This window comes from Frigoribacterium sp. CFBP 13605 (assembly GCF_014839405.1).
In the GTDB taxonomy this organism is placed as follows: Bacteria; Actinomycetota; Actinomycetes; order Actinomycetales; family Microbacteriaceae; genus Frigoribacterium.
This window is the reverse complement of sequence record NZ_JACYNS010000015.1, coordinates 21086-43743: the sequence shown is the minus strand read 5'-3', so window position 1 is coordinate 43743 and position 22658 is coordinate 21086. Positions and strand designations below refer to the sequence as shown.

Sequence of the window (22658 nt, the reverse complement as noted above, 5' to 3'; positions counted from 1 at the left end):
CCCCCCCCCCCCCCCCCCCCGCGCCCCGCGGGCCGCGTGACACCCCTGTTCCGGCGCGACACCCCGCGTTCCCGGGGTGTCACGCCGGGCCGGGGGTGTGACGCCGAGGCGGGTGCGTCGCACGGCGGGCATACTGGACGCTGACCCACGGACGAGAGGCATCTTCACCATGAGCAGCACCCACGGCACCACGACGACCGCGACCCCGGCCCCCTACGAGCCGACCATCCGCGAGTCGCCCAACCGCGGGGCCGGCCTGTTCGTTGGCACGGTGTTCCTCCTGCTCGGCGCCATCGGGTTCCTCGTCGAGGACATGGGCACGTTCTTCTCCACGCAGGGCGCGTCGCTCTGGTTCGTCTGGAACCTCAACCCCGCGCTGGTCGTCGTCTGGGTGCTGGCCGGTGCCGCGCTGATCATCGCCGGCGCGTCGTCGCGAGCGAGCGCGCGGTACATTAACACCTGGATCGGCCTGATCTTCGTCATCTTCGGCGTCGCCGGATTCTTCCTCGAGGGCACCGACGTCAACTTCCTGGCGTTCAACCTCGGCGACAACGTCACGCACCTCGTCGGCGGCCTGCTGCTGCTCGCGACCGCCGTGGGGGCCGAGCGCCGCCGCCGCTGACCCCTGCCGCAGGGCGCCGCACCTCTCGACGGGCTGCGATCCGGCTGCACGTCCGCCGGGATCGGCCCCGGGGGCTACCGGCACCACGCCTCCCTGGCTAGGGTTAGGGTCACCTAACCCAGGTGACCAGGAGGTGCGCACCATGACCGTCGTCATCCCCTTCTCCGAGGCGGTGCGCGAGCGCACGGCCGAGCGGGTCCCCGCCGACGTCGGCTGCTCGTTCATGACCGACCTGCTGATCGGCCGGGGCACGCGGGACGACTACGTGCAGCTGCTCGCTCAGCACTACTTCGTCTACGCCGCCCTCGAGGACGCCGCCGCGGGGTGGTCCGGCGACGCGGTGGTGGCTCCGTTCCTCGCGCCGGGGCTGACCCGGTTGCCGGCCATCGAGGCCGACCTGGCGTTCCTGCTCGGTACCGACTGGCGGGCCCGGATCTCACCGCTGCCGACCACCCGGGCGTACGTCGATCGCATCGAGCAGGCGTCGGCCTGGGCCGGTGGCTTCATCGCGCACCACTACACGCGCTGCCTCGGTGACCTGTCGGGCGGGCACCTGATCCGCAGCATCCTGCAGCGACGGTTCGGATTCGACACGAACGGCGTCGGGTTCTTCCTGTTCGCCGAGATCGCCGAGCCGAAATCGTTCAAGACGACCTACCGCCGCCAGCTCGACGCCGTCGCCTGGTCGGCCGACGAGCGCGAGCACGTGCTCGACGAGGTGTGCGCCGCGTACCGCTTCAGCACCGAGCTGTTCGCCGACCTCGCCGCTGCGAAGGCCGCGGCCTAGCTGTTCGCCGACCTCGCCGCCGCGAAGGCCGCGGCCTAGCCGTTCGCCGACGGGGTGGGTCCCGGGCCACCGCGTGGTCGGATCGGGTCGTCAGCCCGTGGCGGCCGTCGTCGAGTCGTCGCCCACGCCGGCGTCGGCTGCGGCCTCGATGGCCGGCACGCGTGACGCCTCGCTCATGAAGCGGCGCACGTCGAGGTCGACGATGATGTCGGCCGGTCGCAGCGGGCGCGACAGGTACAGCCCCTCGAGCGAGGTGATGCGGCTGAGGGCGACGTAGGTCTGCCCCGCGCTGAACACCCGTGAGCCGAGGTCGACGATGGCCCGGTCGTAGGTCTTGCCCTGGGACTTGTGGATCGTGACGGCCCAGGCGAGGCGCAGCGGGAACTGCGTGAACTCGGCCACGACGTCTTTCTTGAGCTGCTTGGTGGTCGCCGAGTACGAGTACTTGTGCTTCTCCCACACGACGGGCTGCACCTCGTGGACCTCGCCGTCGACCTCGACGAAGACCGTGTCGCGCACCCGGGTGACGACGCCCGTCGTGCCGTTCACCCAGCGTTGCTCGGAGTCGTTGCGGAGGAACATCACCCGGGCCCCGACCTTGAGCTCGAGGGCCTCGTCGGCCGGGTAGGCCCGGCCGCCGAACTCGCCGCTGACCTCGGCCTTGGCGGTCATCACCTTGCCAGACAGGCGATCGAGCTCGACCTTGTTGATGCGGTTGACGGTGTCGTTGCGCGTGGCCAGGGTGATGGCCCCGCCGTCGGTCGGCACGGGTCGTGCCCCGGCGCCGTTGAGGGCCCCGGCGATCTCGGCCGTGACCCGACCGTGCCGCACGGCGTTGAGCATCTCTTTGAAGTCGCCCTCGGTCTGGCGGTGGATGAAGGCCAGCTCGTAGATGCGCAGGCTCGCCTCGGCCCAGACCTTGGCGTCGAAGAACCACATCGAGCGGTAGTTGTCGCGGAAGTACTCGCGCTCTTCGGCGTCGCCCGGCACCGGCGGCAGCTGGTACGGGTCGCCGAACAGCACGACCTGGACGCCGCCGAACGGCTCGTGCTTGCGCTGCCGGGCCTGCCGCAGCGAGCGGTCGATGGCGTCCATCAGGTCGGCGTTGACCATCGAGACCTCGTCGATGACGAGGGTGTCGATGGTGTTCAGCAGCTTGCGCAGCTCGGCGTTCTGCTCGATGTCGTGGTCGGCGATGAGCCCCACCGAGAGGCGGAACAGCGAGTGGATCGTCTGGCCGCCGACGTTGAGGGCGGCGACGCCCGTGGGGGCGCAGATGACGATCTGCTTCGAGGTGTTCCACGACAGGTGGTTCAGCAGGGTCGACTTGCCCGTGCCGGCCCGACCCGTGACGAAGATGTGCTCGCGGGTGTTCTCGATCGCGTCGTACAGCGCCTGCTGTTCGGCGGAGAGGGCCACGCTCACGACGACGAGCACCTTTCGGGAGGGGGCGGGGGAGGCCACCAATCTACCTGTGACGGGCGTGACGCTCGGTTCTTCGTGACCCGCGCCTCCTATTGTTGTCGTCATGTCGTCGTCTGTGGGGGAGGAGACGCGCCCACCGCTCGGCTGGCCCTTCGTCGCGATCTGGGGCGGGGCGCTGCTCTTCGTGCTGATCGGTTTCTGGGTCACCGTCGTGGCCCTGAACGCCACCGTCTACAGCGGCGCCGGTTTCGTCCGCGGCTACGTGGCGGCGGTCGACCGCGGCGACACGTCGAGCGCGTTGACCCTCGCCGGCGTCACGCCGACCGACCAGCTGGCCGACGCCCTGCTCGAGGTGCCCTCGCTCGGCGGCGTCGACGACGTGACCGAGGTGGGCGACGTCGACCTCGGCGACGACACGCACGCGATCACGCTCTCGTACTCGATGCAGGGCACGTCGGCCACGGCCGAGGCGCCCGCGCAGTCGCAGTTCGTCGTCCAGCGGGCCGGCACCCGGTTCGGGCTGTTCCACGCCTGGCGCTTCGTGCAGGCACCCACCGCGCAGCTCGACGTGACGCCCCAGCACGACTCCCGCTTCACGGTGGACGGCCGCGACGTCACGACCGACGCCCCCGACGTCGCGACCCGGTTCACGGTGCTCGCCCCCTCGCGGTTCGAGCTCGACCATGCGTCGCGCTACCTCGAGGCGCCGACCGTCGAGGCCGACGTGCTCAGCGTGGGGGCGACGTCGGGGGTGTCGATCGAGGTGCAGCCCCGGGACGAGTTCGTCGAGGCCGTGCAGGACATGGTCGACCAGCAGCTCGACGAGCAGTGCGTCCCGCAGCAGGTGCTGCTGCCGGCCGGATGCCCCTTCGGCCGCCAGGTCGACGACCGGGTCACCGACGACCCGACGTGGACCGTGCCCGTCCACCCCGTCGTCTCGATCGTGCCCGGCCCGTCGGGGCAGTGGCAGGTGCCCGGCGTGGCCGGCACCGCCCACCTCGTCGTCGGCGCCCAGTCGCTCTTCGACGGGAAGCGCTACACGATCGACGAGGACGTCCCGTTCACCGTCACGTACCTGATGCGCATCAGCACGTCCGACGAGCTGACGTTCGACTAGGCCCGCCCGTGGCCGCCCGGGCAGCCCCGGGCGGTCCCGGCCGCCCGGGGTCGACCGGACGCGGGGGGCGCGGGTCGGCCCGTCGAGGACGGTCCCGGTCAGGCGGTGGCCGCCCCGGCCCGCTCGAGGTCGCGCAGGTCGTCCACGCCGCCGAAGGTCGCCCGGTAGGCCCGCGGGGTGGTGCCGAGGACGCGGGCGAAGTGGTGTCGCAGGACGGCTGCCGAACCGAAGCCGACCTCGTCGGCGATCGCGTCGATGCCGAGCCCCGTCGCCTCGAGCAGCTCCTGCGACCGCAGGAGGCGCTGGCGGGTGAGCCACGCCCCCGGCGTCGCCCCCAGCTCGGCCTTGAATCGTCGGGCGAAGGTGCGCGGCGACATGTGCGCCCTCGCGGCCAACCCCTCGATGCTCAGGTCGTCGCGGAGGTGTCCGAGCATCCAGTCGGTCAGGGGCGCGAGCGAGTCGTCGACCTCGACCGGGAGGGGCGTCTTGATGAACTGGCTCTGACCGCCGTCGCGGTGCGGCGGCACGACCATCCGGCGGGCGATCACGTTCGCGGCGGCGGCACCGTGCTCGCGGCGGACGAGGTGCAGGCAGGCGTCGATGCCGGCGGCCGTGCCCGCGCTCGTGATGATCCGGCGGTCCTCGACGAAGAGCACGTCGGCGTCGACCTCGATCGCGGGGTGCTCGCGCTGCAGGGCGTCGGAGTACCGCCAGTGCGTCGTCGCCCGGCGGCCGTCGAGCAGCCCGGCCTCGGCCAGGACGAACGCCCCGCTGCAGACGCTGAGCAACCACGCCCCCCGGGCCTCGGCCGCGACGAGCAGCTCGCGCACCGCCGGGGAGACGAGCTCGGCCTGGTCGGGACGGGTCCACAGGGCCGGCACGCACACGACGTCGGCGTCGGACGCGGCGCCCAGGTCGAGGTCGACCGTGATCGAGAAGCCCTGGTTCGTGCGGACGAGCCCCGGGTGCTCGGTCACGATGCGGTGCTCGAACGGAGGCGCGCCCTCGTCGGTCCGGTCGAGGCCGAACACCTCGCAGAGCACGCCGAACTCGAACGGCGCGACGCCGTCGGCGACGATCGTGGCGACGGTGCGGAACGGGGGCATCGGGGCTCCTGGGGTGGGTCGAGCCGCACGCCGCCACGAAGTGGTCACCACGCCATCTTTTCTCGTGGCGTGGTGATCACATCGTTGCGGGCTGGCGGGCTGGCGGTGTGGCGGGAGGGCGGGGTGGCAGGATGTCGACGAGTGGTGGCAACACTGCCACTCGTGGCAGGACCTGTCCACCCGTAGGGTTCCTGCCATGCGCACCGAGCCCCGCCCGACGCCCGAGCCGCGATCGACCGCCGCCGTCCTCGACGAGCTGCTCGCACCTCCTTCGCTCGTCGCCGCCCGGGCCCTCGAGGCCGCCGCCGCCGTGTCGAGCGTGGCCCTGCTCGCGCACAGTCGTCGCTCGGCGGTGCTCGCCGTCGACCTCGGGCGACGCGAGGGGCTGGCCTTCGACCACGAGCTGCTGTTCGTCGCGGCGGCCCTGCACGACGTCGGGCTGGCGTCGCCGTTCGACAGCCACACCGAGCCGTTCGAGCGAGCCGGGGGCGAGGTCGCCCGGGTGTTCGCCGCGGGGGCGGGCTGGTCGGCCGCACGCGCCCAGCGGCTGGCGGACGTCATCCTGCGGCACATGTGGCCCGCGGTCTCGGCCGACCTCGACGTCGAGGGTCACCTGCTCGAGCGGGCGACGAGCCTCGACGTGTCGGGGGTGGGCGGTGAGGACTGGCCGGCCGAGCTGGTCGCCGCCCTGGTCGAGCGGCTGCCCCGCGACGGGTTCGGTGCCGAGTTCGGCGGGCTGATGTCGACGCAGGCGCACCGGAAGCCCGGCTCCGAGGCCGCCCGCACGATTCGGGGCGGCATGCGCGACCGGATCGCCGCGAACCCGCTCGACCGCCTCTGACCCCGGCGCCGGGCACCCGCCGCCCGAGCATCGGGTGGGCCACGGCCACGTGCGCCGGGCCCCCTCCCACGATCGCGCTCCATCGGTTAGAATGATGCGAACGTATGAATCAGGAGAGCACCCGCATGGCACACCCCCTCGAGTTCGGCCTCGACACCTTCGGCGACATCACCGACCGCCTCGACGGCAGCCCCGTCACGCACGCCCAGGCCATCCGCAACCTGGTCGACCAGGCCGTCCTGGCCGACGAGGTCGGTCTCGACTTCATCGGCGTCGGCGAGCACCACCGCAAGGACTTCGCCGTCTCGGCCCCCGAGGTCGTGCTCGCCGCGATCGCCGCCCGCACGAAGACCATCCGCCTGGGCTCGGCCGTCACCGTCCTCAGCTCGGACGATCCCGTGCGCGTGTTCCAGCGCTTCGCCACGGTCGACGCGATCTCGAACGGCCGTGCCGAGGTCATCCTGGGCCGCGGCTCGTTCACCGAGTCGTTCCCGCTCTTCGGCCTCGACCTGCAGGACTACGAGGTGCTCTTCGAGGAGAAGATCCAACTCTTCGCCGAGCTGCTGAAGGAGGGGCCGACGACCTGGACGGGCACCGTCCGCGCCGGCCTCGACGCGCAAGAGGTCTACCCCAAGACCGAAGGCGGCTCGATCCGCACCTGGGTCGGCGTCGGCGGATCGCCGCAGTCGGTCATCCGGGCCGCGCACTACGGCTTCCCGCTCTTCCTCGCGATCATCGGAGGCCAACCGGCGCAGTTCGCGCCGTACGCCGACCTCTACCGACGCGCCCTCGGCGAGTTCGGCCACGACTCGCAGCCGATCGCGATGCACTCGCCCGGTTTCGTGGCCGAGACCGACGCCGAAGCCAAGGAGGCGCTGTTCCCCTACCAAGAGGAGCAGACGAACCAGCTCGGTCGCGAACGCGGCTGGCCCCCCTACAGCCGCGCGCAGTACGAGGCCAGCGCCAGCTCGACCGGCGCGCTCTACGTGGGCTCGCCCGAGACCGTCGCCACGAAGATCGCGCAGAACATGCGCCTGCTCGGCGCGACGCGCTTCGACATGCGGTACAGCATGGGCCGCCTGCCGCACGAGCTCATGATGCGCAGCATCGAGCTGTACGGCACGAAGGTCGTCCCGCTGGTGCGCGAGATGCTCGCCTGACGCGACCCGCGCCTCCTCGGGGCTCGTGCCCTACGACCCCGACCAGCGCACCGCGTTTCGTGCACCGCACCCCGACTAGTCGCGGTGCCCTGCACGAAACACGGTGCGTTGCTGTTTCACGGCTCGCGGCTCGCGGCTCGCGGCTCGCGGATCGCGTCAGCGGGTGCGCTCGCGCTGGTGGGACAGCGCCTCGAGTTGCTCGTTGTACGCCCTCAGCTCGGCGTCGTCGTCGCGCTCGGCCTGGCGGTCCTTGCGGACGGCCTCTCGGCCGTCGCTGCGGCTCCACATGATCGCGACGGCGACGGCCATGACGATCGTGGGGATCTCGCCGACGCTCCAGGCGATGCCGCCGGCGACGTACTGGTCCTGCATCGGCGTCGGGCCCCAGGTGCGCCCCATGGCGCCGTACCAGTCGGCGAGGAAGAGCCCCGTGGCGCTCATGATGCCCAGGCCGAAGAACGCGTGGAACGCCATGGTGCCGAGCAGCACGACGAGTCGGGCGGGGTAGGGCAGTCGACCCTTGACGGGGTCGATGCCGATCATCGACTGCACGAAGAGGTAGCCGGTGATCAGGAAGTGCACGATCATCCAGTAGTGGCCGATGTGCGTGGTCGTCGCCCAGCTGAACAACGGCGTGTAGTAGAAGGCCCACAGCGAGCCCGCGAACAGCACCGCCGAGATGATCGGGTTGCTGACGAAGGTCGCGAACCGGGAGTGCACGAGGATCATGATCCACTCGCGGCCACCACGGGTGCCGTCGCTGCGTTTCTTGATGGTGCGCAACGCGAGCGTCACGGGCGCGCCCGGCACGAGCAGCACGGGCACGAGCATGCCCAGTGCCATGTGCGCGAGCATGTGGGTGCTGAAGAGGTACTCCTCGTACACGTTCGGGGCGCCGCACGTGATGTAGAACAACACGACCAGGCCCGCCACCCACGACACGGTGCGGCCGACCGGCCAGCGGTCGCCGCGGCGGTGCAGGCGGACGACGCCGGCCAGGTAGAAGAAGACGCCGAAGGCGCAGAGCAGCCCCCAGAGCAGGTCGACGTTCCATTCGGTGAGGTAGCGCAGCGGCGTCAACTCGGGTGGCAGCGCCTCTTCGGTGAGGATGACCGCGGGGGTCGGGTCGGCCAGGTCGGCCGCGGCGACCTGCTCGACCGGGGTGGCCGTCCGGGCGAGTGCGGCGGCGACGCCGGAGGCGAGCCCCATGAACGCGAGCTCGGCGGTGACGAACCACCAGAAGGCCTTCGTCGTCGCCTTGGGGTGGGTCGTGAGGCGGCCGACGAGCCAGCGGCGTTGCACGACGCCGAACAACCCCAGCGCGACGAGGGCGAACGTCTTGACGAGCACGAGCACGCCGTAGCCCGACGTCAGGGCCGACCAGTCGCCGATGCGGATGGCGGCGCTGCCGATGCCCGACACCGCGACGACCACGAAGCAGACGATCGCCACGCTCGAGTAGCGCGCGAGCACGATCGCCAGCCGCCCGCTCGAGAGGTGCCCGCGCAGCAGCACGATGGCGAGCAGGCCGCCCAGCCAGACCGACGCCCCGACCAGGTGCAGGGCGAGGTCGGTGACGGCGGCGTCGTGGCCACTCGTGCCGGCCGCGTGGCCCTGCTCGGCGATGGGGATGAGCCCGCCGGCGGCGAGCACCGTGACGGCGACGATCAACCAGATGTTGCGGACGATGAAGCAGAGCACCGTGACGGTCGCCGCGATCAGCGTCGTGATCAGCCAGGCGATGCCGAGCTCGGTGTTCGTCAGGAAGAACGCGAGCGTCCGCCCGAACTGGTCGTCGAAGGTGACCGGCACGTTGGCGACGCTGAGGAAGGTGAAGAAGGTGGTGATCGCCGAGGCGACGGCCCAGAACCCCGCCGCGGCGGCGGCGACGTCCATGGCGCGGTCGTACTCCGCTTCGCGTCGGGTGAGTGCGAAGCAGGTCAGGAAGAGCGTGCCGATGGTGAGGGCCGCGCCGACGTTGCCCAGCATCTTGGACATGGGCAACCCGTAGCGGACGACCTCGCCGGGGTCGACGACGAGGGGCGCGTCGGCCGCCCCGCCGAACTTCAGAGCGGCGAGGAGGGACGCGAACGCCACCAGCACGAGCAGTGCGGGCGCCGTGGTGCGGGCGAGTCTGGGCATCGTCTACCAGGGTAAGTCGGATCGCCTGGTGAACGGGTGCGGGTGGGGGGCGTCGCTCGACGTCGAGTGATCCGTCCGGGCGACCGGCGCACGGACGACCGAGCCTGTCGGCGGGGCGGGACGAGACGAGGGGGAACGAGAGAAGGGGCGTGACGACCGATGGTCGTCACGCCCCTTCTCGGGTGCTCGTGAGAGCGAGGACTACTTGACCGCAGCCTTGAGCTTGCTGCCGGCGCTGACCTTGACGCTGTCGCTGGCGGCGATCTCGAGGGCCTCACCCGTCTGCGGGTTGCGGCCGGTACGAGCGGCGCGGTGCGTCTTCTCGAAAGCGATCCACCCGGGGATGGTGACCTTCGTGCCGTCCGCGACCGACTTCGAGACGACGGAGAAGAACGCGTCGACGACGCCGCTGACGGCGGCCTGGCTCTGGCCGGACTCGGATGCGACAGCTGCGACGAGCTCGGTACGGTTCAGTGACTTGTCAGCCATGTAAATGTCCTCCTCGGACTTCATTCGGTGTGACGAGACACGGCGTTCACCATGCCTGTGCGGTCGAGACCAGAGAGCCGAGGGCCCTGTGGAACCGGTTGAAACCTACCAGGAAGACTTCGTGATGCCCGGCAACTCGCCACGGTGGGCCATGTCGCGGAAACGCACGCGGCTGATGCCGTAGGCCTTGAGGTGACCGCGGGGGCGGCCGTCGACCGAGTCGCGGTTGCGGAGGCGGACCGGCGACGCGTTGCGCGGCAGCTTCTGCAGACCGAGGCGAGCGGCCTCGCGGCTCTCGTCGGAACCGTTCGGGTCGATCAGGGCCTTCTTCAGCTCGAGACGCTTCTCGGCGTAGCGGGCCACGATCTCGGCGCGCTGGTTGTTCTTGGCGATCATGCTCTTCTTGGCCATTTTTAGCGCTCCTCGCGGAATTCGACGTGCTTGCGAATCACCGGGTCGTACTTCTTCAGCACGAGACGGTCGGGGTTGTTACGACGGTTCTTCTTGGTCACGTACGTGAAACCGGTGCCCGCCGTCGAGCGGAGCTTGATGATGGGACGGACGTCCTGCTGACGAGCCATTAGATCTTCTCCCCACGAGCGAGCAGGTCCTTGACGACCGACTCGATGCCACGAGCGTCGATGACCTTGATGCCCTTGGCGCTGAGCTGAAGGGTCACGTTACGACGAAGCGACGGCACGTAGTACGTCTTCTTCTGGATGTTCGGGTCGAAACGACGCTTGGTGCGTCGGTGCGAGTGCGAGATGTTGTGTCCGAAGCCGGGAACGGCTCCGGTCACCTGGCAGGTTGCTGCCATGGTTTTCCTCCGTAGATACCGTGAGGGCCGGAGCCCTCACCCAAGGTCACTTGTCGGCGCGCCGGTCCCCCTGCCCGATCGAGGGATCGGGCGGTGTAGCCGGGAGGCGGTGCACATGGGAGCAGAGAGCGCCCAACCAAAGGGAGAGCTTACGCGACACGCCCGGACCCACGCAACCCGCGCCTCCCCGACTCGGGCTCGGGGCTCGGGGCTCGGCGCTCGGAACCCGGGGCTGCGGCCACGCGATCGCGACGGCGCGCGCCGACGGGACGAGGAGGCGCGGCTCAGCGGATCGCGGAGGCGCGGCTCAGCGGATCGAGGAGGCGTCGGCGGCCGCGCGGGCCTCGGCCGTGCACGCGGGGCACAGGCCGAACACGTCGACCACGTGCTGCGCCTCGGTGAACCCGTGCGTCGCGGCGACGTGCTGGGCCCAGGTCTCGACCTCGTCGGCCTCGATCTCGACGGTGGTGCCGCAGTTGCGGCAGATCAGGTGGTGGTGGTGCGTGCCCGGGGTGCAGGCGCGGTAGAGGCTCTCGCCTTCTTGCTGCAGAGAGTCGGCCGAGCCGTCGGCGGCGAGGTCGGCGAGTGCCCGGTAGACCGTGGCCAGGCCGATGCCGGTCTCGCGCAGGTGGGCGTGCAGCGCCTGGGCGCTGACGAACCCCTCGCTCGTGCCGAGTGCTTCTCGCACGGCCTCGCGTTGCCACGTGTTGCGTCGGACCACCACGGCGTCCTGCCTCTCTGTGTGTCGGACCTCTGTGCGTCGGACCTCGGTGCGTCGGGTCCCGGTGCACCGGGACCAGGTGTGTCGGACCCCGGTCTGCCTCAGACGCCGGTCGGTGCCAAGGGTACCCGCGGGCCCCTGCGCGGCTTCACGGCGGCGGCCGTGCGACGCCAGCCGACCAGGCGGCAGACGAGCCAGATCGTGAACGAGATCGTGGTGACGTACGGGCTGATCGGCAGGCCCCCGCCCAGGGCGAGCAGGATGCCGCCGACGACCGAGACGACGGCGAAGGTCACGCTCAGCACGGGCACGAGCCGCGGGTTCACGGTCAGCCTCAGCGCGGCCGCGGCGGGCGTGACGAGCAGCGAGAGCACGAGCAGCGCCCCGATGATCTGCACCGACACCGCGACCGACAGGCCCAGCACGAGCATGAAGACGATGCCGAGCGTGCGCACGGGGACGCCGGCCGCCGCGGCGACGTCGGGGTCGACGCTGGCGAAGGTCAGGGGACGCCAGATGACGATCAGCGTGACGATCACCACGGCCGAGATGGCGACGAGCCAGCCGAGCTGCGGGTTGTCGACCGACACGATCTGGCCGGTCAGCAGCCCGAACTTGTTGGCCGACCGCCCTCGGTAGAGCGCCAGGAACAGGATGCCGAGGCCCAGGCCGAACGGCATGAGCACCGCGATGATCGAGTTGCGCTCCCGCGCCCGGGTGCCCAGCAGCCCGATCAGCAGGGCGGCGATCAGGCTGCCGACGAGCGAGCCGCTGACGACGTTCACGCCGAGCAGCAGGGCGGCGGCGGCGCCGGCGAACGAGAGCTCGCTGATGCCGTGCACCGCGAAGGGCATGTTGCGCGTGATCACGAAGGGTCCGATCAGGCCGCCCACCAGGCCGAGCACGGCACCCGCGACGACGCTGTTGCGCACCAGCACGAGCAGCTCGCCGAAGTCCTGGAAGCTGAACAGCTGCGACCACAGGTCGGTCATCGGACGAGCCCTTCGTCGTCGAGGTGTTCGTCGACGTGGTGGTCGTGCCCGTCGTGGCTGCCGACGATCACGATGCGCCCCATGGTGCGGATCACGTCGACCGGGGTGCCGTAGAGGTCGCTCAGCACGTCGGCGCGCAGCACCTCGTCGGGTGTTCCGATGCGGAACCGGCCTCCGGCGAGGTAGAGCACCCGGTCGACGACGTCGAGGATGGGGTTGACGTCGTGCGTGACGAACACGACCGCGGCGTTGCGGGCCCGCCGCTGCTCGTCGATCAGGCGGGTGACCTCGCGCTGGTGGCGCAGGTCGAGCGAGATGAGGGGCTCGTCGCAGAGCAGCAGGGCCGGTTCGGCGGCCAGGGCCTGGCCGACCCGGGTGCGCTGCTGCTCGCCGCCGCTGAGGCTCGCGACCGGAGAGGTCGCGAACGAGGTGGCGCCGACCTCGTCGACCAGGGCGTCGATGCGGGCCCGTTCGGTGGGGGTCTCGCGGCGCGGCCCCCAGCGGTGGCCCGTGACGCCGAGCGCGATCATGTCGCGGGCACGCAGCGGGGTGCCGGACTCCATCAGTCGTTGCTGCGGCACGTAGCCGATGCGGCGGTGGCCGCGCCCGACCGGCCGGCCGAGGAACTCGATGCTGCCCTCGGTCAGGTGCTGCTGCCCGAGGATCGTGCGCAGCATCGTCGTCTTGCCCGCACCGTTCGGCCCGAGCACCGCGATGAACTCGCCCGGCCGCACGTCGAGGTCGAGACCCGACCAGAGCGTGCGGGCGCCGAACGAGACCCCGGCGTCGCGGAGGCGCAGCACGGCGTCGCCGCCGCCACCGGCCGAGGAGGCGCGGGTGGCGGCGGCGACGGAGGTCGCGCCGGACGGGTCGGTCACTCGCCGAGGGCCGCCGAGATCGCGTCGATGTTGCTCTGTTGCCATGCCACGTAGTCTTCCCCCTCGGGCAGCAGCTCGGTGACCGGCACGATGGCGACGCCGGCGTCGGTCGCGGCCTTCTCGACCTGCTCGGTCTCGGGACTCGAGGTCTGCTCGTTGTAGGCGAGCAGGTCGACCTTCCCGTCGGTGAAGAGCTTCAGGGTGTCGTTGAGCACGGCGGGCGACACGTCGTCGCCCTCCTCGATCGCCTCGGAGAAGGGCTCGGGCGTCACGTTGACCAGGCCCATCGCGTCGAAGAGGTAGCCGGGCACGGGTTCGGTGTAGGCGACCGGGTCGCCGTCGTGGGCCGTCTTGATCGAGGCGGCCTGCGCCTCCAGGTCGGCGATCTTCGTGCCGAAGGCCTCGGCGTTCGCGGTGAAGGTGTCGGCGTTCGCCGTGTCGACCCGGCCGAACTCGTCGGCCAGGGCCGTGGCGAGCTTCGCCATGCTCGGCAGGCTGTAGAACACGTGCTCGTTGAACGCGGCGTGGTCGTGGTCGTCGTGCCCGTGCCCGGCGGCCTCTGCGGTGGCGTCGTCGCTCGCGGCGTCGGTGGCCTCGTCGGCGTGGTCGTCGTGCCCGGCCTCGGGGTCGAGCCCCGAGACGTCGACGGCGGTGATCACGGTGGCGTCGGTTCCGCTCGCGTCGACCATCGTGTCGACGAACGAGTCGTAGCCGCCGCCGTTCTCGACGACCACGTCGGCCTTCGAGACGGCCAGCTGCGTGCGGGCGTCGGCCTCGTACGAGTGCGGGTCCTGCGAGGGGTCGCTGATGATGCTGGTGACGTCGACCAGGTCGCCTCCGACGGTCGTGGCGATGTCGCCGTAGACGTTGGTCGACGTGACCACCGAGATCGCGCCTCCGTCGGTGGAGTCGGTCGAGCCCGAGGCGCCCGTGGCGCAACCGCTCAGCACGAGGGCCGCGGCGGCGGGCAGGACGAGCAGGGTCGGCAGCGAGCGCATCTTCATGGCCGTCACGCTATTGCTACTGATAATGATTGTCAAAACGAGGAGGCACGGGTCGGCCGAGCGCGCCTCCCGCGTCCCGAGACAGCGCGACACCCCCTGCTCGGCACGACACCCCCTGTTCCGAGGGTGTGATGCCGAGCAGGGGGTGTCGCAGCGCGCCTACGCCTTCGTGGCGGCCTCGACGGACTCGGCGCCGGCGGCGTCGTCGTCCTCGCGCCCGGGCGTCTTGAGGTTCCACTTCTTGATGACGAAGCTGAACAGGACGTAGTAGACGACCGCGTAGCCGAGCCCGATCGGGATGAGCCAGATCGAGTTCTGCGAGATGTTGAAGTTCAGCACGTAGTCGATCAACCCCGCCGAGAAGGTGAACCCGGTGTGGATGTCGAGTGCGTTGACCAGCATCATCGACGTGCCGGTCAGCACCGCGTGGATCACGTACAGCGGCCAAGCGACGAACATGAACGAGAACTCGAGCGGCTCGGTGATGCCCGTGATGAACGCCGTCAGCGCGGTCGACAGCATGATGCCGCCGATCAGCTTCTTCTTCTCGGGGCGGGCGTGACGCCAGATCGCCAGGGCCGCGGCGGGCAGGGCGAACATGAAGATCGGGAAGAATCCGGTCATGAACACGCCGGCGCTCGGGTCGCCGGCGAAGAAGCGGTTCAGGTCGCCCCGGACGATCTCGCCGCTGGCGTTGGTGTAGTCGCCGACCAGGAACCAGACGACCGAGTTGAGGATGTGGTGCAGGCCGGTGGGGATCAGCAGGCGGTTGGCGACGCCGTAGATGCCGCTGCCGACCACGTCGTTCGACGCGACCGCCTGGCCGATGCCGGTGAGGGCGTTGTTGAACAGGGGGTAGATGAACGACATGACGACGCCGACGACCAGGCCCGTGACGGCGGTGAGGATCGGCACCATGCGACGGCCTGAGAAGAACCCGAGGAAGTCGGGCAGCTTCGTGCGGTAGAAGCGCTGCCAGATCATCGCCGAGAGGATGCCCATCACGATGCCGGCCAGCACGCCGTAGTTGATGACCTCGGGGTCGCCCGTCGGGGTCTCGCGGCCCGCGAGCACGACCGGCGACATGGCCTTGAAGACGCCGTCGATCACCATGTAGCCGACGACCGCGGCGAGGGCCGTCGAACCGTCCGACTTCTTCGCCCAGCCGATCGCGATGCCGACCGCGAAGATCAGCGGCAGCCAGGTGAAGACCGCCTGCCCGGCGGCGCCGATCACCGAGGCGCCCGTCTCGAAGCCGGGGATCGCGCCGAGGAGGTCGGCCTGCCCGAGTCGCAGCAGGATTCCCGCCGCCGGCAGCACCGCGATCGGCAGCATGAGGCTGCGCCCGAGGCGCTGCAGCACCGCGAACGCGGCCGAGCCCCTCTTCTTGGTCGGGGCCGACTCGGTCGTCGTCGTCATCAGGTGGTCCTCTCGTCGGTGAGCAGCCGTGGTGCGGGGTGGGTCGGGTGTCGTGCGGGTGGGGCGGTTCCGGAGGCGCGGGTCGCGTCGAGCGCGGAGCCTCCGGTCCTGTCCGGTCATGACCAGTGAGTGGTAGTTTCCTCAGACCGACGGGTGGTGTCAACTAGGACGACACCCTCGTCGCCGCGAGCGACCGACCCACGGAGGAGAACAGCTCATGTCGAAAGCACAGGCCATGATCGACGGACTCGGCGGCGCCGACAACATCGAGGAGATCGAGGGCTGCATCACGCGCCTCCGCACCGACGTCCGGGACATCTCGCTCGTCGACGACGCCGCCCTCAAGGCCGCGGGAGCCACCGCCGTCGTCCACGCGGGGGGCAGCGTCCAGGTGATCGTCGGCACGATCGCCGACTCGCTCGCCGAAGACATCAACGACCTGCTGCCGTGACCACGGTCCTCTCGCCCGTCGCCGGCCGGGTGATGGCCCTCGCCGAGGTGCCCGACGCCGTCTTCGCCGGGCAGCTCGTGGGCGCGGGCGTCGCGGTCGAGCCGAGCGCGCCTCCTGGAGGGGGTGTGGTCTCCGTCGTCTCGCCGGTCGCCGGCGAGATCGTCAAGCTGCACCCGCACGCGTTCGTCGTCGTGGGCGGGTCGGGCACCGGCCTGCTCGTGCACGTCGGCATCGACACGGTCAAGCTCGGCGGCGAGGGCTTCGAGCTCGTCGTGGCCGAGGGGGCGACCGTCGCGGCGGGCGACGTCGTGGTCCGCTTCGACCCGGCCGTCGTGGCCGAGGCGGGCTACTCGGCCGTCATCCCGGTCGTCGTGCTCGACAGCGCCCCGGACAGCGTCCCGCAGCAGGCCGTCGGCACGACCGTCGAGTCGGGGGAGCCCCTCTTCGACCTCTGAGGCCGACGTGGCGCGGCCAGGAGTCAGTCGGGCGTCGTGCCCGACTCGACCTGCATCTGCAGACGGTAGCGGTCGGATCGGTACCAGCTCTTGGCGTGTTCGAGCGGGACGTCGCCGGCGAACGAGATCCGGTCGAAGTACATCACCGGGGCGCCCTCGCTCGTGCCGAGCAGCGTGGCGACGTCGGCGTCGGCCCCCTCGGCGCTGACCGTCTGGGTCGCGCGGGTGATCGGCGTCGCGTAGTCGCCGTCGAGGGTCCGGTAGAGCGAACGGCTCAGGTCGTGGTCGAGCAGCCCGGGCAGCCGGTCCGCGGGGTACCAGCCGTCGTCGATGCTGACCGGCACGCCGTCGGCGAGGCGCAGGCGCTTGACGTGGAACGCCGAGGCGCCGGCCTCGAGTCCGAGGGCCGCGGCCGTCTCGGGCGGGGGAGCCGTCTCGGCCTTGACCAGCACGATCGTGCTCGGCACGTGGCCGAGCTTCGTCATCTCGTCGGTGAACGAGGCGAGGTGCAGCGTCGACTGGACCACGCGGTGGGCCACGAAGGTGCCCTTGCCCCGCACGCGGGTCAGCCAGCCCTCGTTCACGAGCTGCCCCACGGCCTCGCGGACCGTGATCCGGCTGACGCCGTACTCGAGCATGAGCTGGCGCTCGCTGGCGATTGCCGAGCCGGGCTGCTGACCGGCCGCGAGCCGCTGCACGATGGAGCGCAACTGCTCGTGCTTCGGCACGGCTCCGTCGGTGATGCGGTCGGTCATGGGCCCCCTCGTCCGTCGCGCCCGAGGGTGGTCCCATCTGGTCATGACCGGTCGTCCTGACCTCGACGTTACTGCACGCCGTCCGTCGCCAGCCAGGTCGGGGCCCGGCTGCCCGCGGGGTTCCCAGGAACGGACGAGGAGGCGCGGGCTCAGTCGAGCAGGAGGGCGGGCTCTTCGAGGACGCTCGCCACGTCGGCCACGAACCGGCTGGCGACGTCGCCGTCGACCACGCGGTGGTCGAAGCTCGCCCCGATCGTCGTCACCATGCGCGAGCGGACCTCGCCGTCGACCACCCAGGCCTTGGGCTTGATCGTGCCGAGGGCCACGATCGCGACCTCGCCCGGGTTGAGGATCGGCGTGCCGGTGTCCATGCCGAAGACGCCGATGTTGGTGATCGTGATCGTGCCGTCCCGCATGTCGGCCGGCGTCGTCTTGCCGTCTCGGGCGGTCAGCGTCAGCTGTTCGAGGGCCTGGGCCAGCTCGAGCAGGCTCATCGACTGGGCCTCCTTGACGTTCGGCACGATGAGGCCACGCGGGGTGGCCGCGGCGATGCCGAGGTTGACGAAGTGCCGGACGAGGATCTCGCGGTCGGTCCAGGCCGAGTTGACCATCGGGTTGCGTCGCACGGCCCAGATGATCGCCTTGGCCATGATCAGCAACGGCGAGACCTTGACGCCGGCGAACTGCGGCGACGCCTTCAACCGCTTGACGAACTCCATCGTGCGGGTGGCGTCGACGTCGACGAACAGGCTGACGTGCGGGGCGGTGAACGCCGACGACGTCATGGCCGCGGCGATGGCCTTGCGGACGCCCTTGACGGGGATGCGCTCGACGCGTTCCTCGCCCCACTCGGGCGTCTCGATGTTGCGGAACACGCTGGCCTGCTGGGCGTGACGGATGACGTCGTCGCGGGTGACCTCTCCGGCCAGGCCGGTCGGCTGGACGACGGCGAGGTCGACCTCGAGGTCTTTGGCGAGCTTGCGGATGGGCGGCTTCGCGATGATCGGCAGGGCCTGGGCGGCGGGCACCGACGTGGTGGGGCGCCGCCGGGCCTGCTCGGCGACGCGCAGCTGCCGGGCGTCGACCTCGGTCTGCGACGGTCGGCGGCGACGGGTCGCTCCGTGACCGCCCGCGGCGCCGTAGCCCACGAGCACGGCACCCGAACCGGAGTCGGCCGGGGCCTCGGGGGCGTGCGCGACCGAGCCGGTGTCGCCGTCGGCGCTGACCGCGTCGGCCGAGCGGGCCGGAGCGGCGGGGGAGGAGCTCTGCACCGAGGTGGCGGACGCCGCGGGCTCGGCCTGGCGGGCACGCTGCGCGGAGAGTGCTTGTTCGTTCTGTGACACGACCTGCGCCGTGCGGGCGAGTCCGCCCGACTCGAGGGACTCGGACTCGGCGGCCCGACCCGACGGGGTCGCGGGTGCCGTCGAGTCGCCGACCCGGATGATCGGGGTGCCGACGTCGACCGTGGTACCCGGTTCGACGAGGATGCTCTCGACCACGCCGGCGTAGGGCGAGGGGAGCTCGACGAGCGACTTCGCGGTCTCGATCTCGACGAGCACCTGGTTGATCTCGACGCTGTCGCCGGGGGCGACCTTCCATTCGACGATCTCGGCCTCGGTCAGGCCCTCGCCGACGTCGGGCAGGGTGAATTCGCTGGTCATGTCGTGACTCCTAGTAGGCCAGGGCCCGGTCGACCGCCTCGAGCACGCGGTCGGCGTCGGGCAGGTACTGCGTCTCGAGCTTGGCAGGAGGGAAGGGGGTGTCGAAGCCGCTGACGCGCAGCACGGGCGCCTCGAGCGAGTAGAACGCCTTCTCGGCCACGGTGGCGGCGATCTCGGAGCCGACCGAGACGAAACCGGGGGCCTCCTGGGCCACCACGAGACGCCCGGTCTTGCGGACCGACTCGAGGATGGGCCCGTAGTCAACCGGCGAGAGCGAGCGCAGGTCGACGACCTCGGCCGAGACGCCCTCGGCTGCCGCGATCTCGGCCGCCTGCAGCAGCACGCTGACCATCGCGCCGTGCCCCAGCAGGGTGACCTCGGTGCCCGTCCGGACGACGCGGCTCGCGTGCAGCGGTGCCTGCGGGTCGCTCAGGTCGACGTCGCCCTTGGGCCAGTAACGGCTCTTGGGCTCGAAGAACATGACGGGGTCGTTCGACGCGATCGCCTCCTGGATCATCCAGTAGGCGTCGTGCGGCGTGCTCGGGCTGACGACGCGCAGGCCCGCCGTGTGGGCGAAGTACGCCTCGGGGCTCTCCTGGTGGTGCTCGACCGCGCCGATGTGCCCGCCGTAGGGCACGCGGATCACGACGGGCATCGTCAGGGTGCCCTCGTGCCGGTTGGTCAGCTTGGCGAGCTGCGACGTGATCTGGTCGAAGCCGGGGTAGATGAAGCCGTCGAACTGGATCTCGCAGACCGGGCGGAAGCCGCCCATCGCGAGTCCGATGGCGGTGCCGACGATGCCGGACTCGGCGAGGGGGGTGTCGATGACGCGTTTGTCGCCGAACTCGGCCTGCAGCCCTTCGGTCACGCGGAAGACGCCGCCGAGCGTGCCGATGTCTTCTCCCATCAGCAGGACGCGGGGGTCGTCGGCCATGGCTTTGCGGAGGCCGGCGTTGATCGCCTTGCCGAGCGGCATGGACTGCACGGAGGCGCGGGCCGACTCGGTCGTGCCGGTCGGGTTCTCGACGGTGTCGGTCATGCTGCCCCCTCGTCGGTGGTCGCGGTCTCGCCCGCGCCGCCGAAGCTCTGCTCGTAGGTCGCCAGCCACTGCTTCTGCTCGGTCATGAGCGGGTGCGGCTCGGAGTACACGTGGTCGAAGATGAGGCCGCGGTCGGGGTTCGGCAGCGAGACCGTGCGCCGACGGACGTCGGCTCCGAGGTCGTCGCCCTCGGTCTCGAGGTCGGCGAAGAACGCGTCCCCCTCGCCTCGGTTCCGCAGGAAGGCCTCGAAGCGCGTGATCGGGTCGCGGGCGATCCAGGACTGCAGCTCGTCGTCGGTGCGGTACTTGGTGGGGTCGTCGGACGAGGTGTGCGCGCCGACGCGGTAGGTGAGCGCCTCGATGAAGCGGGGCCCGCCGCCGCCGCGGGCGGCCTCGAGGTCGCGGCGGCTGACGGCGTAGCTCGCGAGCACGTCATTGCCGTCGACCTGCGTGCCGGGGATGCCGAAGCCGCCGGCCCGGGCGACGAGCGGCGTGCGCGACTGGCGCGCGACCGGCACGCTGATCGCCCACTGGTTGTTCTGGAGGAAGAACAGCTCGGGGGTCTGGAAGCTCGCGGCGAAGACCAGGGCCTCGCTGACGTCGCCCTGGCTGGTCGCCCCGTCGCCGAAGAACGTGACCACGGCCTGGTCGACCTCGGGATCGCCCGTGCCGCTCTTGCCGTCGAGGCCGAGCCCCATGGCGAAGCCGGTCGCGTGCAGCGTCTGCGAACCGATCACCAGCGTGTAGACGTGGAAGTTCTGGTGCTCGGCAGGGTTCCAGCCGCCGTGCGTGTGACCGCGCAGCAGACGCAGGATGTCGACCGGGTCGATGCCGCGGGACAGCGCGACGGCGTGCTCGCGGTAGGACGGGAAGAGGTGGTCCTGCGGGCGGGTCGCGTGGGCCAGGCCGACCTGGGCCCCCTCTTGGCCGTGGCTCGGCACCCAGAGGGCGAGCTGCCCCTGGCGCGCGAGTGCCGCGGCCTCGCGGTCGAATCGACGCGTCAGCACCATGTCGCGGTGCAGGGCGCGGAGTCCGTCGTCGCCGAGGGCGTCGACGTAGGGGCGGAACTCGTCGGCCGCAGCCGACTCGACCACCTCGCCCGACGGCGACAGGAGCTGGACGGGCGGCGGCGCGTCGGTCGCTTCGGAGGAAGACATGGCGTCCAATCTATTCCGCGGCATATGCCGTCACCGGGATGTGAGGTCGACGATCTGCTGGGCGGCGTGCAGCAGCTTGTCGACCGACGACGGCTCGCCGATCGTGACGCGCACGCCCTCGCCCGCGAACGGCCGGACGACGACCCCGTGGTCGGCGAACACCTGGGCGGCGGCCGCCGTGTGCTCGCCCGTGGCGAGCCAGACGAAGTTGCCCTGCGCCTCGGGCACCGTCCACCCCTGGTCGATCAGGGCGCGTCGCACCTGGTCGCGCAGCAGGACGATGCGGTCGACCCGCCCGAGCAGCTCGTCGGCGTGGTCGAGCGAGGCGAGGGCCGCGGCCGCGCCCTGCTCGGTGACGGCGAGGGGGATGGCCGTGGCCCGCGCGGCGTCGAGCAGGTAGGAGGCGCCGATCGCGTACCCGACGCGGAGTGCGGCCAGCCCGTACGCCTTCGAGAAGGTGCGCAGCAGGACGAGGTTCGGGTGCAGCTCGGTGAGCGTCTCGCCGTCGACGGCCGTGCTGTCGGTGACGAACTCGGCGTACGCCTCGTCGAGCAGCACGAGCACGTCGTGGGGCACCGCGGCCATGAACGACTCGAACTCGCCCGTCGACACCGTGGTGCCCGTCGGGTTGTTGGGGGAGCAGACGATGACGACGCGGGTGCGGTCGGTGACGGCCGCGGCCATGGCCTCGAGGTCGTGGCCCCCGTCCGCCCGCAGCGGCACCTGGACGCTCGTCGCACCGGCCACCGTGACGAGCCCCGGGTAGGCCTCGAACGAACGCCAGGCGTAGACGACCTCGTCGCCGACCGAGGCCGCGGCGAGCACGAACTGGGCCAGCAAAGAGACCGACCCCGCGCCGACGTGCACCTCGTCGACGGTGACGCCGAACCGGGTGGCGAGGGCCGTCCGCAGGGCAGTCGCCGAGGCGTCGGGGTAACGGTTGAGCGAGACGGCGCCACGGACGGCCTCGACGACCGAGGGGAGGGGCTCGAACGGGTTCTCGTTCGACGACAGTTTGAAGGCGTCGGGGGACGCCTGCTTGCCCTGGCGGTAGGGCGGGAGGGCGGCGATCTCGGGACGGAGTCGGACGGGAGTGGTCACGCGGCCAGCCTATGGGGCGGGGGCCGCGTCGCGGCAGGGCACCGCGCCTCCTCGGGGGATCCGGTCGGGCACTACCGCCCGTGGAGGAGAGGTCGGCATGATGGGGGGATGACCCGATTCGTCGTGAGGCTGCTCATCAACGCGGTGGCCCTGTGGCTCACCACGCTGCTCGTGTCGGGGGTGACGGTGACGCCCTACGGAGCAGGGGGCACCCTCGAGACGATCGTGACCTTCCTGCTGCTCGCCCTGGTCTTCGGCATCGTCAACGGCGTGGTCGGCACGGCGATCCGGGTGGTGGCCTTCCCCCTCTACATCCTGACGCTCGGCCTGATCGCATTGATCGTGAACGGGCTGCTGCTGCTGATCGTGGCGTGGATCTCGGATCTCTTCGGCTTCGGGTTGACGATCGACGGTTTCTGGTGGGGCGTGATCGGTGCCGTCGTGCTCGCGGTCTTCGCCTGGGCCATCGGCGTCGTCGTCCGCCCCGTGGTCGGGCGGGGTGACCGGAAGCGGTGAACC

At 70.9% G+C, this 22658-nt stretch carries 25 protein-coding genes; 8 read left to right on the top strand and 17 right to left on the bottom strand.

From position 1 onward, the window contains the following. Positions 1–169 precede the first annotated feature (169 nt). Together IFT36_RS05890 and IFT36_RS05885 are read left to right on the top strand one after the other, a co-directional pair. Positions 170–622: a DUF4383 domain-containing protein gene (locus tag IFT36_RS05890; protein WP_159825625.1), complete on the top strand. Its 453-nt coding sequence runs from the start codon at positions 170–172 to the stop codon at positions 620–622. A gap of 142 nt (positions 623–764) precedes the next feature. Beyond that, on the top strand, positions 765–1409 hold the full coding sequence (locus tag IFT36_RS05885) for a biliverdin-producing heme oxygenase (protein WP_200412642.1): 645 nt from the start codon (positions 765–767) through the stop codon (positions 1407–1409). 90 nt (positions 1410–1499) lie between these two features. Here IFT36_RS05885 and IFT36_RS05880 read toward each other — a convergent pair whose 3' ends face one another. After that, positions 1500–2834, bottom strand: coding sequence for an ATP-dependent DNA helicase (locus IFT36_RS05880; RefSeq protein ID WP_307785037.1), 1335 nt, complete (start codon positions 2832–2834; stop codon positions 1500–1502). A 103-nt stretch (positions 2835–2937) separates the two neighbouring features. Between IFT36_RS05880 and IFT36_RS05875 the strand changes: the two genes are divergently transcribed. Then, positions 2938–3951: a hypothetical protein gene (locus tag IFT36_RS05875; protein WP_157485563.1), complete on the top strand. Its 1014-nt coding sequence runs from the start codon at positions 2938–2940 to the stop codon at positions 3949–3951. 98 nt (positions 3952–4049) lie between these two features. On the opposite strand, the gene IFT36_RS05870 is transcribed toward IFT36_RS05875, so the two are convergent. Next, a complete protein-coding gene (locus IFT36_RS05870; RefSeq protein WP_123570923.1) occupies positions 4050–5057 on the bottom strand; it encodes a GlxA family transcriptional regulator in 1008 nt (335 codons plus the stop codon). Positions 5058–5253: 196 nt separating this feature from the next. On the opposite strand from IFT36_RS05870, the gene IFT36_RS05865 reads away from it, so the two are divergent. Continuing rightward, on the top strand, positions 5254–5898 hold the full coding sequence (locus tag IFT36_RS05865) for an HD domain-containing protein (protein ID WP_200412640.1): 645 nt from the start codon (positions 5254–5256) through the stop codon (positions 5896–5898). 125 nt (positions 5899–6023) lie between these two features. After that, the gene (locus IFT36_RS05860) at positions 6024–7058 is read left to right on the top strand and encodes an LLM class flavin-dependent oxidoreductase (protein WP_200412639.1); all 1035 of its coding nucleotides are present in this window, start codon (positions 6024–6026) and stop codon (positions 7056–7058) included. A gap of 156 nt (positions 7059–7214) precedes the next feature. Here IFT36_RS05860 and IFT36_RS05855 read toward each other — a convergent pair whose 3' ends face one another. The 10 genes from IFT36_RS05855 to IFT36_RS05810 form a co-directional block, all read right to left on the bottom strand. Beyond that, positions 7215–9200: a bifunctional copper resistance protein CopD/cytochrome c oxidase assembly protein gene (locus IFT36_RS05855; protein WP_200412638.1), complete on the bottom strand. Its 1986-nt coding sequence runs from the start codon at positions 9198–9200 to the stop codon at positions 7215–7217. A 201-nt stretch (positions 9201–9401) separates the two neighbouring features. After that, positions 9402–9689 (bottom strand): HU family DNA-binding protein, encoded by a 288-nt coding sequence (locus IFT36_RS05850; RefSeq protein ID WP_043595940.1) that lies wholly within the window; start codon positions 9687–9689, stop codon positions 9402–9404. A 105-nt stretch (positions 9690–9794) separates the two neighbouring features. Further along, positions 9795–10100 (bottom strand): 30S ribosomal protein S14, encoded by a 306-nt coding sequence (gene rpsN, locus IFT36_RS05845; protein ID WP_043595941.1) that lies wholly within the window; start codon positions 10098–10100, stop codon positions 9795–9797. 2 nt (positions 10101–10102) lie between these two features. Beyond that, positions 10103–10270, bottom strand: a complete 168-nt coding sequence (gene rpmG / locus IFT36_RS05840; RefSeq protein WP_043595944.1) for a 50S ribosomal protein L33 — start codon at positions 10268–10270, stop codon at positions 10103–10105. After that, positions 10270–10506 (bottom strand): 50S ribosomal protein L28, encoded by a 237-nt coding sequence (gene rpmB / locus IFT36_RS05835; RefSeq protein ID WP_043595945.1) that lies wholly within the window; start codon positions 10504–10506, stop codon positions 10270–10272. Before rpmB ends, rpmG begins: the two co-directional genes overlap by 1 nt. A gap of 307 nt (positions 10507–10813) precedes the next feature. Next, the gene (locus tag IFT36_RS05830) at positions 10814–11227 is read right to left on the bottom strand and encodes a Fur family transcriptional regulator (RefSeq protein ID WP_159828413.1); all 414 of its coding nucleotides are present in this window, start codon (positions 11225–11227) and stop codon (positions 10814–10816) included. 101 nt (positions 11228–11328) lie between these two features. Continuing rightward, entirely contained in the window at positions 11329–12219 is an 891-nt protein-coding gene (locus IFT36_RS05825; RefSeq protein WP_056049779.1) for a metal ABC transporter permease, read from the bottom strand. Beyond that, positions 12216–13097 carry a metal ABC transporter ATP-binding protein gene (locus IFT36_RS05820; RefSeq protein ID WP_369794407.1) on the bottom strand — a complete coding sequence of 294 codons (882 nt, stop codon included), beginning with the start codon at positions 13095–13097 and terminating at the stop codon, positions 12216–12218. The genes IFT36_RS05825 and IFT36_RS05820 overlap by 4 nt, the downstream gene beginning before the upstream one ends. Then, positions 13094–14101 (bottom strand): metal ABC transporter solute-binding protein, Zn/Mn family, encoded by a 1008-nt coding sequence (locus tag IFT36_RS05815; protein ID WP_200412637.1) that lies wholly within the window; start codon positions 14099–14101, stop codon positions 13094–13096. Before IFT36_RS05815 ends, IFT36_RS05820 begins: the two co-directional genes overlap by 4 nt. Before the next feature lie 159 nt (positions 14102–14260). Continuing rightward, the gene (locus IFT36_RS05810) at positions 14261–15520 is read right to left on the bottom strand and encodes a PTS transporter subunit EIIC (RefSeq protein WP_056049777.1); all 1260 of its coding nucleotides are present in this window, start codon (positions 15518–15520) and stop codon (positions 14261–14263) included. A gap of 217 nt (positions 15521–15737) precedes the next feature. Between IFT36_RS05810 and IFT36_RS05805 the strand changes: the two genes are divergently transcribed. Then, positions 15738–15971: a glucose PTS transporter subunit EIIB gene (locus tag IFT36_RS05805; RefSeq protein WP_054145886.1), complete on the top strand. Its 234-nt coding sequence runs from the start codon at positions 15738–15740 to the stop codon at positions 15969–15971. Further along, positions 15968–16426, top strand: coding sequence for a PTS sugar transporter subunit IIA (locus IFT36_RS05800; protein WP_200412636.1), 459 nt, complete (start codon positions 15968–15970; stop codon positions 16424–16426). Before IFT36_RS05805 ends, IFT36_RS05800 begins: the two co-directional genes overlap by 4 nt. 23 nt (positions 16427–16449) lie before the next feature. Here IFT36_RS05800 and IFT36_RS05795 read toward each other — a convergent pair whose 3' ends face one another. The 5 genes from IFT36_RS05795 to IFT36_RS05775 all read right to left on the bottom strand — a co-directional run bounded on the left by IFT36_RS05795 (position 16450) and on the right by IFT36_RS05775 (position 22139). Then, a complete protein-coding gene (locus IFT36_RS05795) occupies positions 16450–17181 on the bottom strand; it encodes a GntR family transcriptional regulator (protein WP_056049772.1) in 732 nt (243 codons plus the stop codon). Positions 17182–17330: 149 nt separating this feature from the next. After that, positions 17331–18842 (bottom strand): dihydrolipoamide acetyltransferase family protein, encoded by a 1512-nt coding sequence (locus IFT36_RS05790; protein ID WP_056049769.1) that lies wholly within the window; start codon positions 18840–18842, stop codon positions 17331–17333. Positions 18843–18852: 10 nt separating this feature from the next. Further along, positions 18853–19818 carry an alpha-ketoacid dehydrogenase subunit beta gene (locus tag IFT36_RS05785; RefSeq protein ID WP_370274458.1) on the bottom strand — a complete coding sequence of 322 codons (966 nt, stop codon included), beginning with the start codon at positions 19816–19818 and terminating at the stop codon, positions 18853–18855. Positions 19819–19877: 59 nt separating this feature from the next. Next, positions 19878–21038, bottom strand: coding sequence for a thiamine pyrophosphate-dependent dehydrogenase E1 component subunit alpha (locus IFT36_RS05780; RefSeq protein WP_056049763.1), 1161 nt, complete (start codon positions 21036–21038; stop codon positions 19878–19880). Between the two features lie 30 nt (positions 21039–21068). Continuing rightward, positions 21069–22139: a histidinol-phosphate transaminase gene (locus IFT36_RS05775; protein ID WP_200412635.1), complete on the bottom strand. Its 1071-nt coding sequence runs from the start codon at positions 22137–22139 to the stop codon at positions 21069–21071. A gap of 108 nt (positions 22140–22247) precedes the next feature. Here IFT36_RS05775 and IFT36_RS05770 point away from each other — a divergent pair, with 108 nt between their 5' ends. Next, complete coding sequence (locus IFT36_RS05770) at positions 22248–22655, top strand: phage holin family protein (RefSeq protein ID WP_056049758.1); 408 nt, start codon at positions 22248–22250, stop codon at positions 22653–22655. Positions 22656–22658: the final 3 nt, after the last annotated feature.

Coding starts and splice junctions, on each gene's coding strand:
- IFT36_RS05790 (WP_056049769.1), bottom strand. CDS start 18,842: ATGACCAGCGAATTCACCCTGCCCGACGTCGGCGAGGGCCTGACCGAG.
- IFT36_RS05770 (WP_056049758.1), top strand. CDS start 22,248: ATGACCCGATTCGTCGTGAGGCTGCTCATCAACGCGGTGGCCCTGTGG.
- IFT36_RS05825 (WP_056049779.1), bottom strand. CDS start 12,219: ATGACCGACCTGTGGTCGCAGCTGTTCAGCTTCCAGGACTTCGGCGAG.
- IFT36_RS05780 (WP_056049763.1), bottom strand. CDS start 21,038: ATGTCTTCCTCCGAAGCGACCGACGCGCCGCCGCCCGTCCAGCTCCTG.
- rpsN (WP_043595941.1), bottom strand. CDS start 10,100: ATGGCCAAGAAGAGCATGATCGCCAAGAACAACCAGCGCGCCGAGATC.
- IFT36_RS05785 (WP_370274458.1), bottom strand. CDS start 19,818: ATGCCGCTCGGCAAGGCGATCAACGCCGGCCTCCGCAAAGCCATGGCC.
- IFT36_RS05870 (WP_123570923.1), bottom strand. CDS start 5,057: ATGCCCCCGTTCCGCACCGTCGCCACGATCGTCGCCGACGGCGTCGCG.
- IFT36_RS05850 (WP_043595940.1), bottom strand. CDS start 9,689: ATGGCTGACAAGTCACTGAACCGTACCGAGCTCGTCGCAGCTGTCGCA.
- IFT36_RS05815 (WP_200412637.1), bottom strand. CDS start 14,101: ATGAAGATGCGCTCGCTGCCGACCCTGCTCGTCCTGCCCGCCGCCGCG.
- IFT36_RS05855 (WP_200412638.1), bottom strand. CDS start 9,200: ATGCCCAGACTCGCCCGCACCACGGCGCCCGCACTGCTCGTGCTGGTG.
- IFT36_RS05795 (WP_056049772.1), bottom strand. CDS start 17,181: ATGACCGACCGCATCACCGACGGAGCCGTGCCGAAGCACGAGCAGTTG.
- IFT36_RS05890 (WP_159825625.1), top strand. CDS start 170: ATGAGCAGCACCCACGGCACCACGACGACCGCGACCCCGGCCCCCTAC.
- IFT36_RS05885 (WP_200412642.1), top strand. CDS start 765: ATGACCGTCGTCATCCCCTTCTCCGAGGCGGTGCGCGAGCGCACGGCC.
- IFT36_RS05810 (WP_056049777.1), bottom strand. CDS start 15,520: ATGACGACGACGACCGAGTCGGCCCCGACCAAGAAGAGGGGCTCGGCC.
- IFT36_RS05860 (WP_200412639.1), top strand. CDS start 6,024: ATGGCACACCCCCTCGAGTTCGGCCTCGACACCTTCGGCGACATCACC.
- IFT36_RS05865 (WP_200412640.1), top strand. CDS start 5,254: ATGCGCACCGAGCCCCGCCCGACGCCCGAGCCGCGATCGACCGCCGCC.
- rpmB (WP_043595945.1), bottom strand. CDS start 10,506: ATGGCAGCAACCTGCCAGGTGACCGGAGCCGTTCCCGGCTTCGGACAC.
- IFT36_RS05875 (WP_157485563.1), top strand. CDS start 2,938: ATGTCGTCGTCTGTGGGGGAGGAGACGCGCCCACCGCTCGGCTGGCCC.
- IFT36_RS05805 (WP_054145886.1), top strand. CDS start 15,738: ATGTCGAAAGCACAGGCCATGATCGACGGACTCGGCGGCGCCGACAAC.
- rpmG (WP_043595944.1), bottom strand. CDS start 10,270: ATGGCTCGTCAGCAGGACGTCCGTCCCATCATCAAGCTCCGCTCGACG.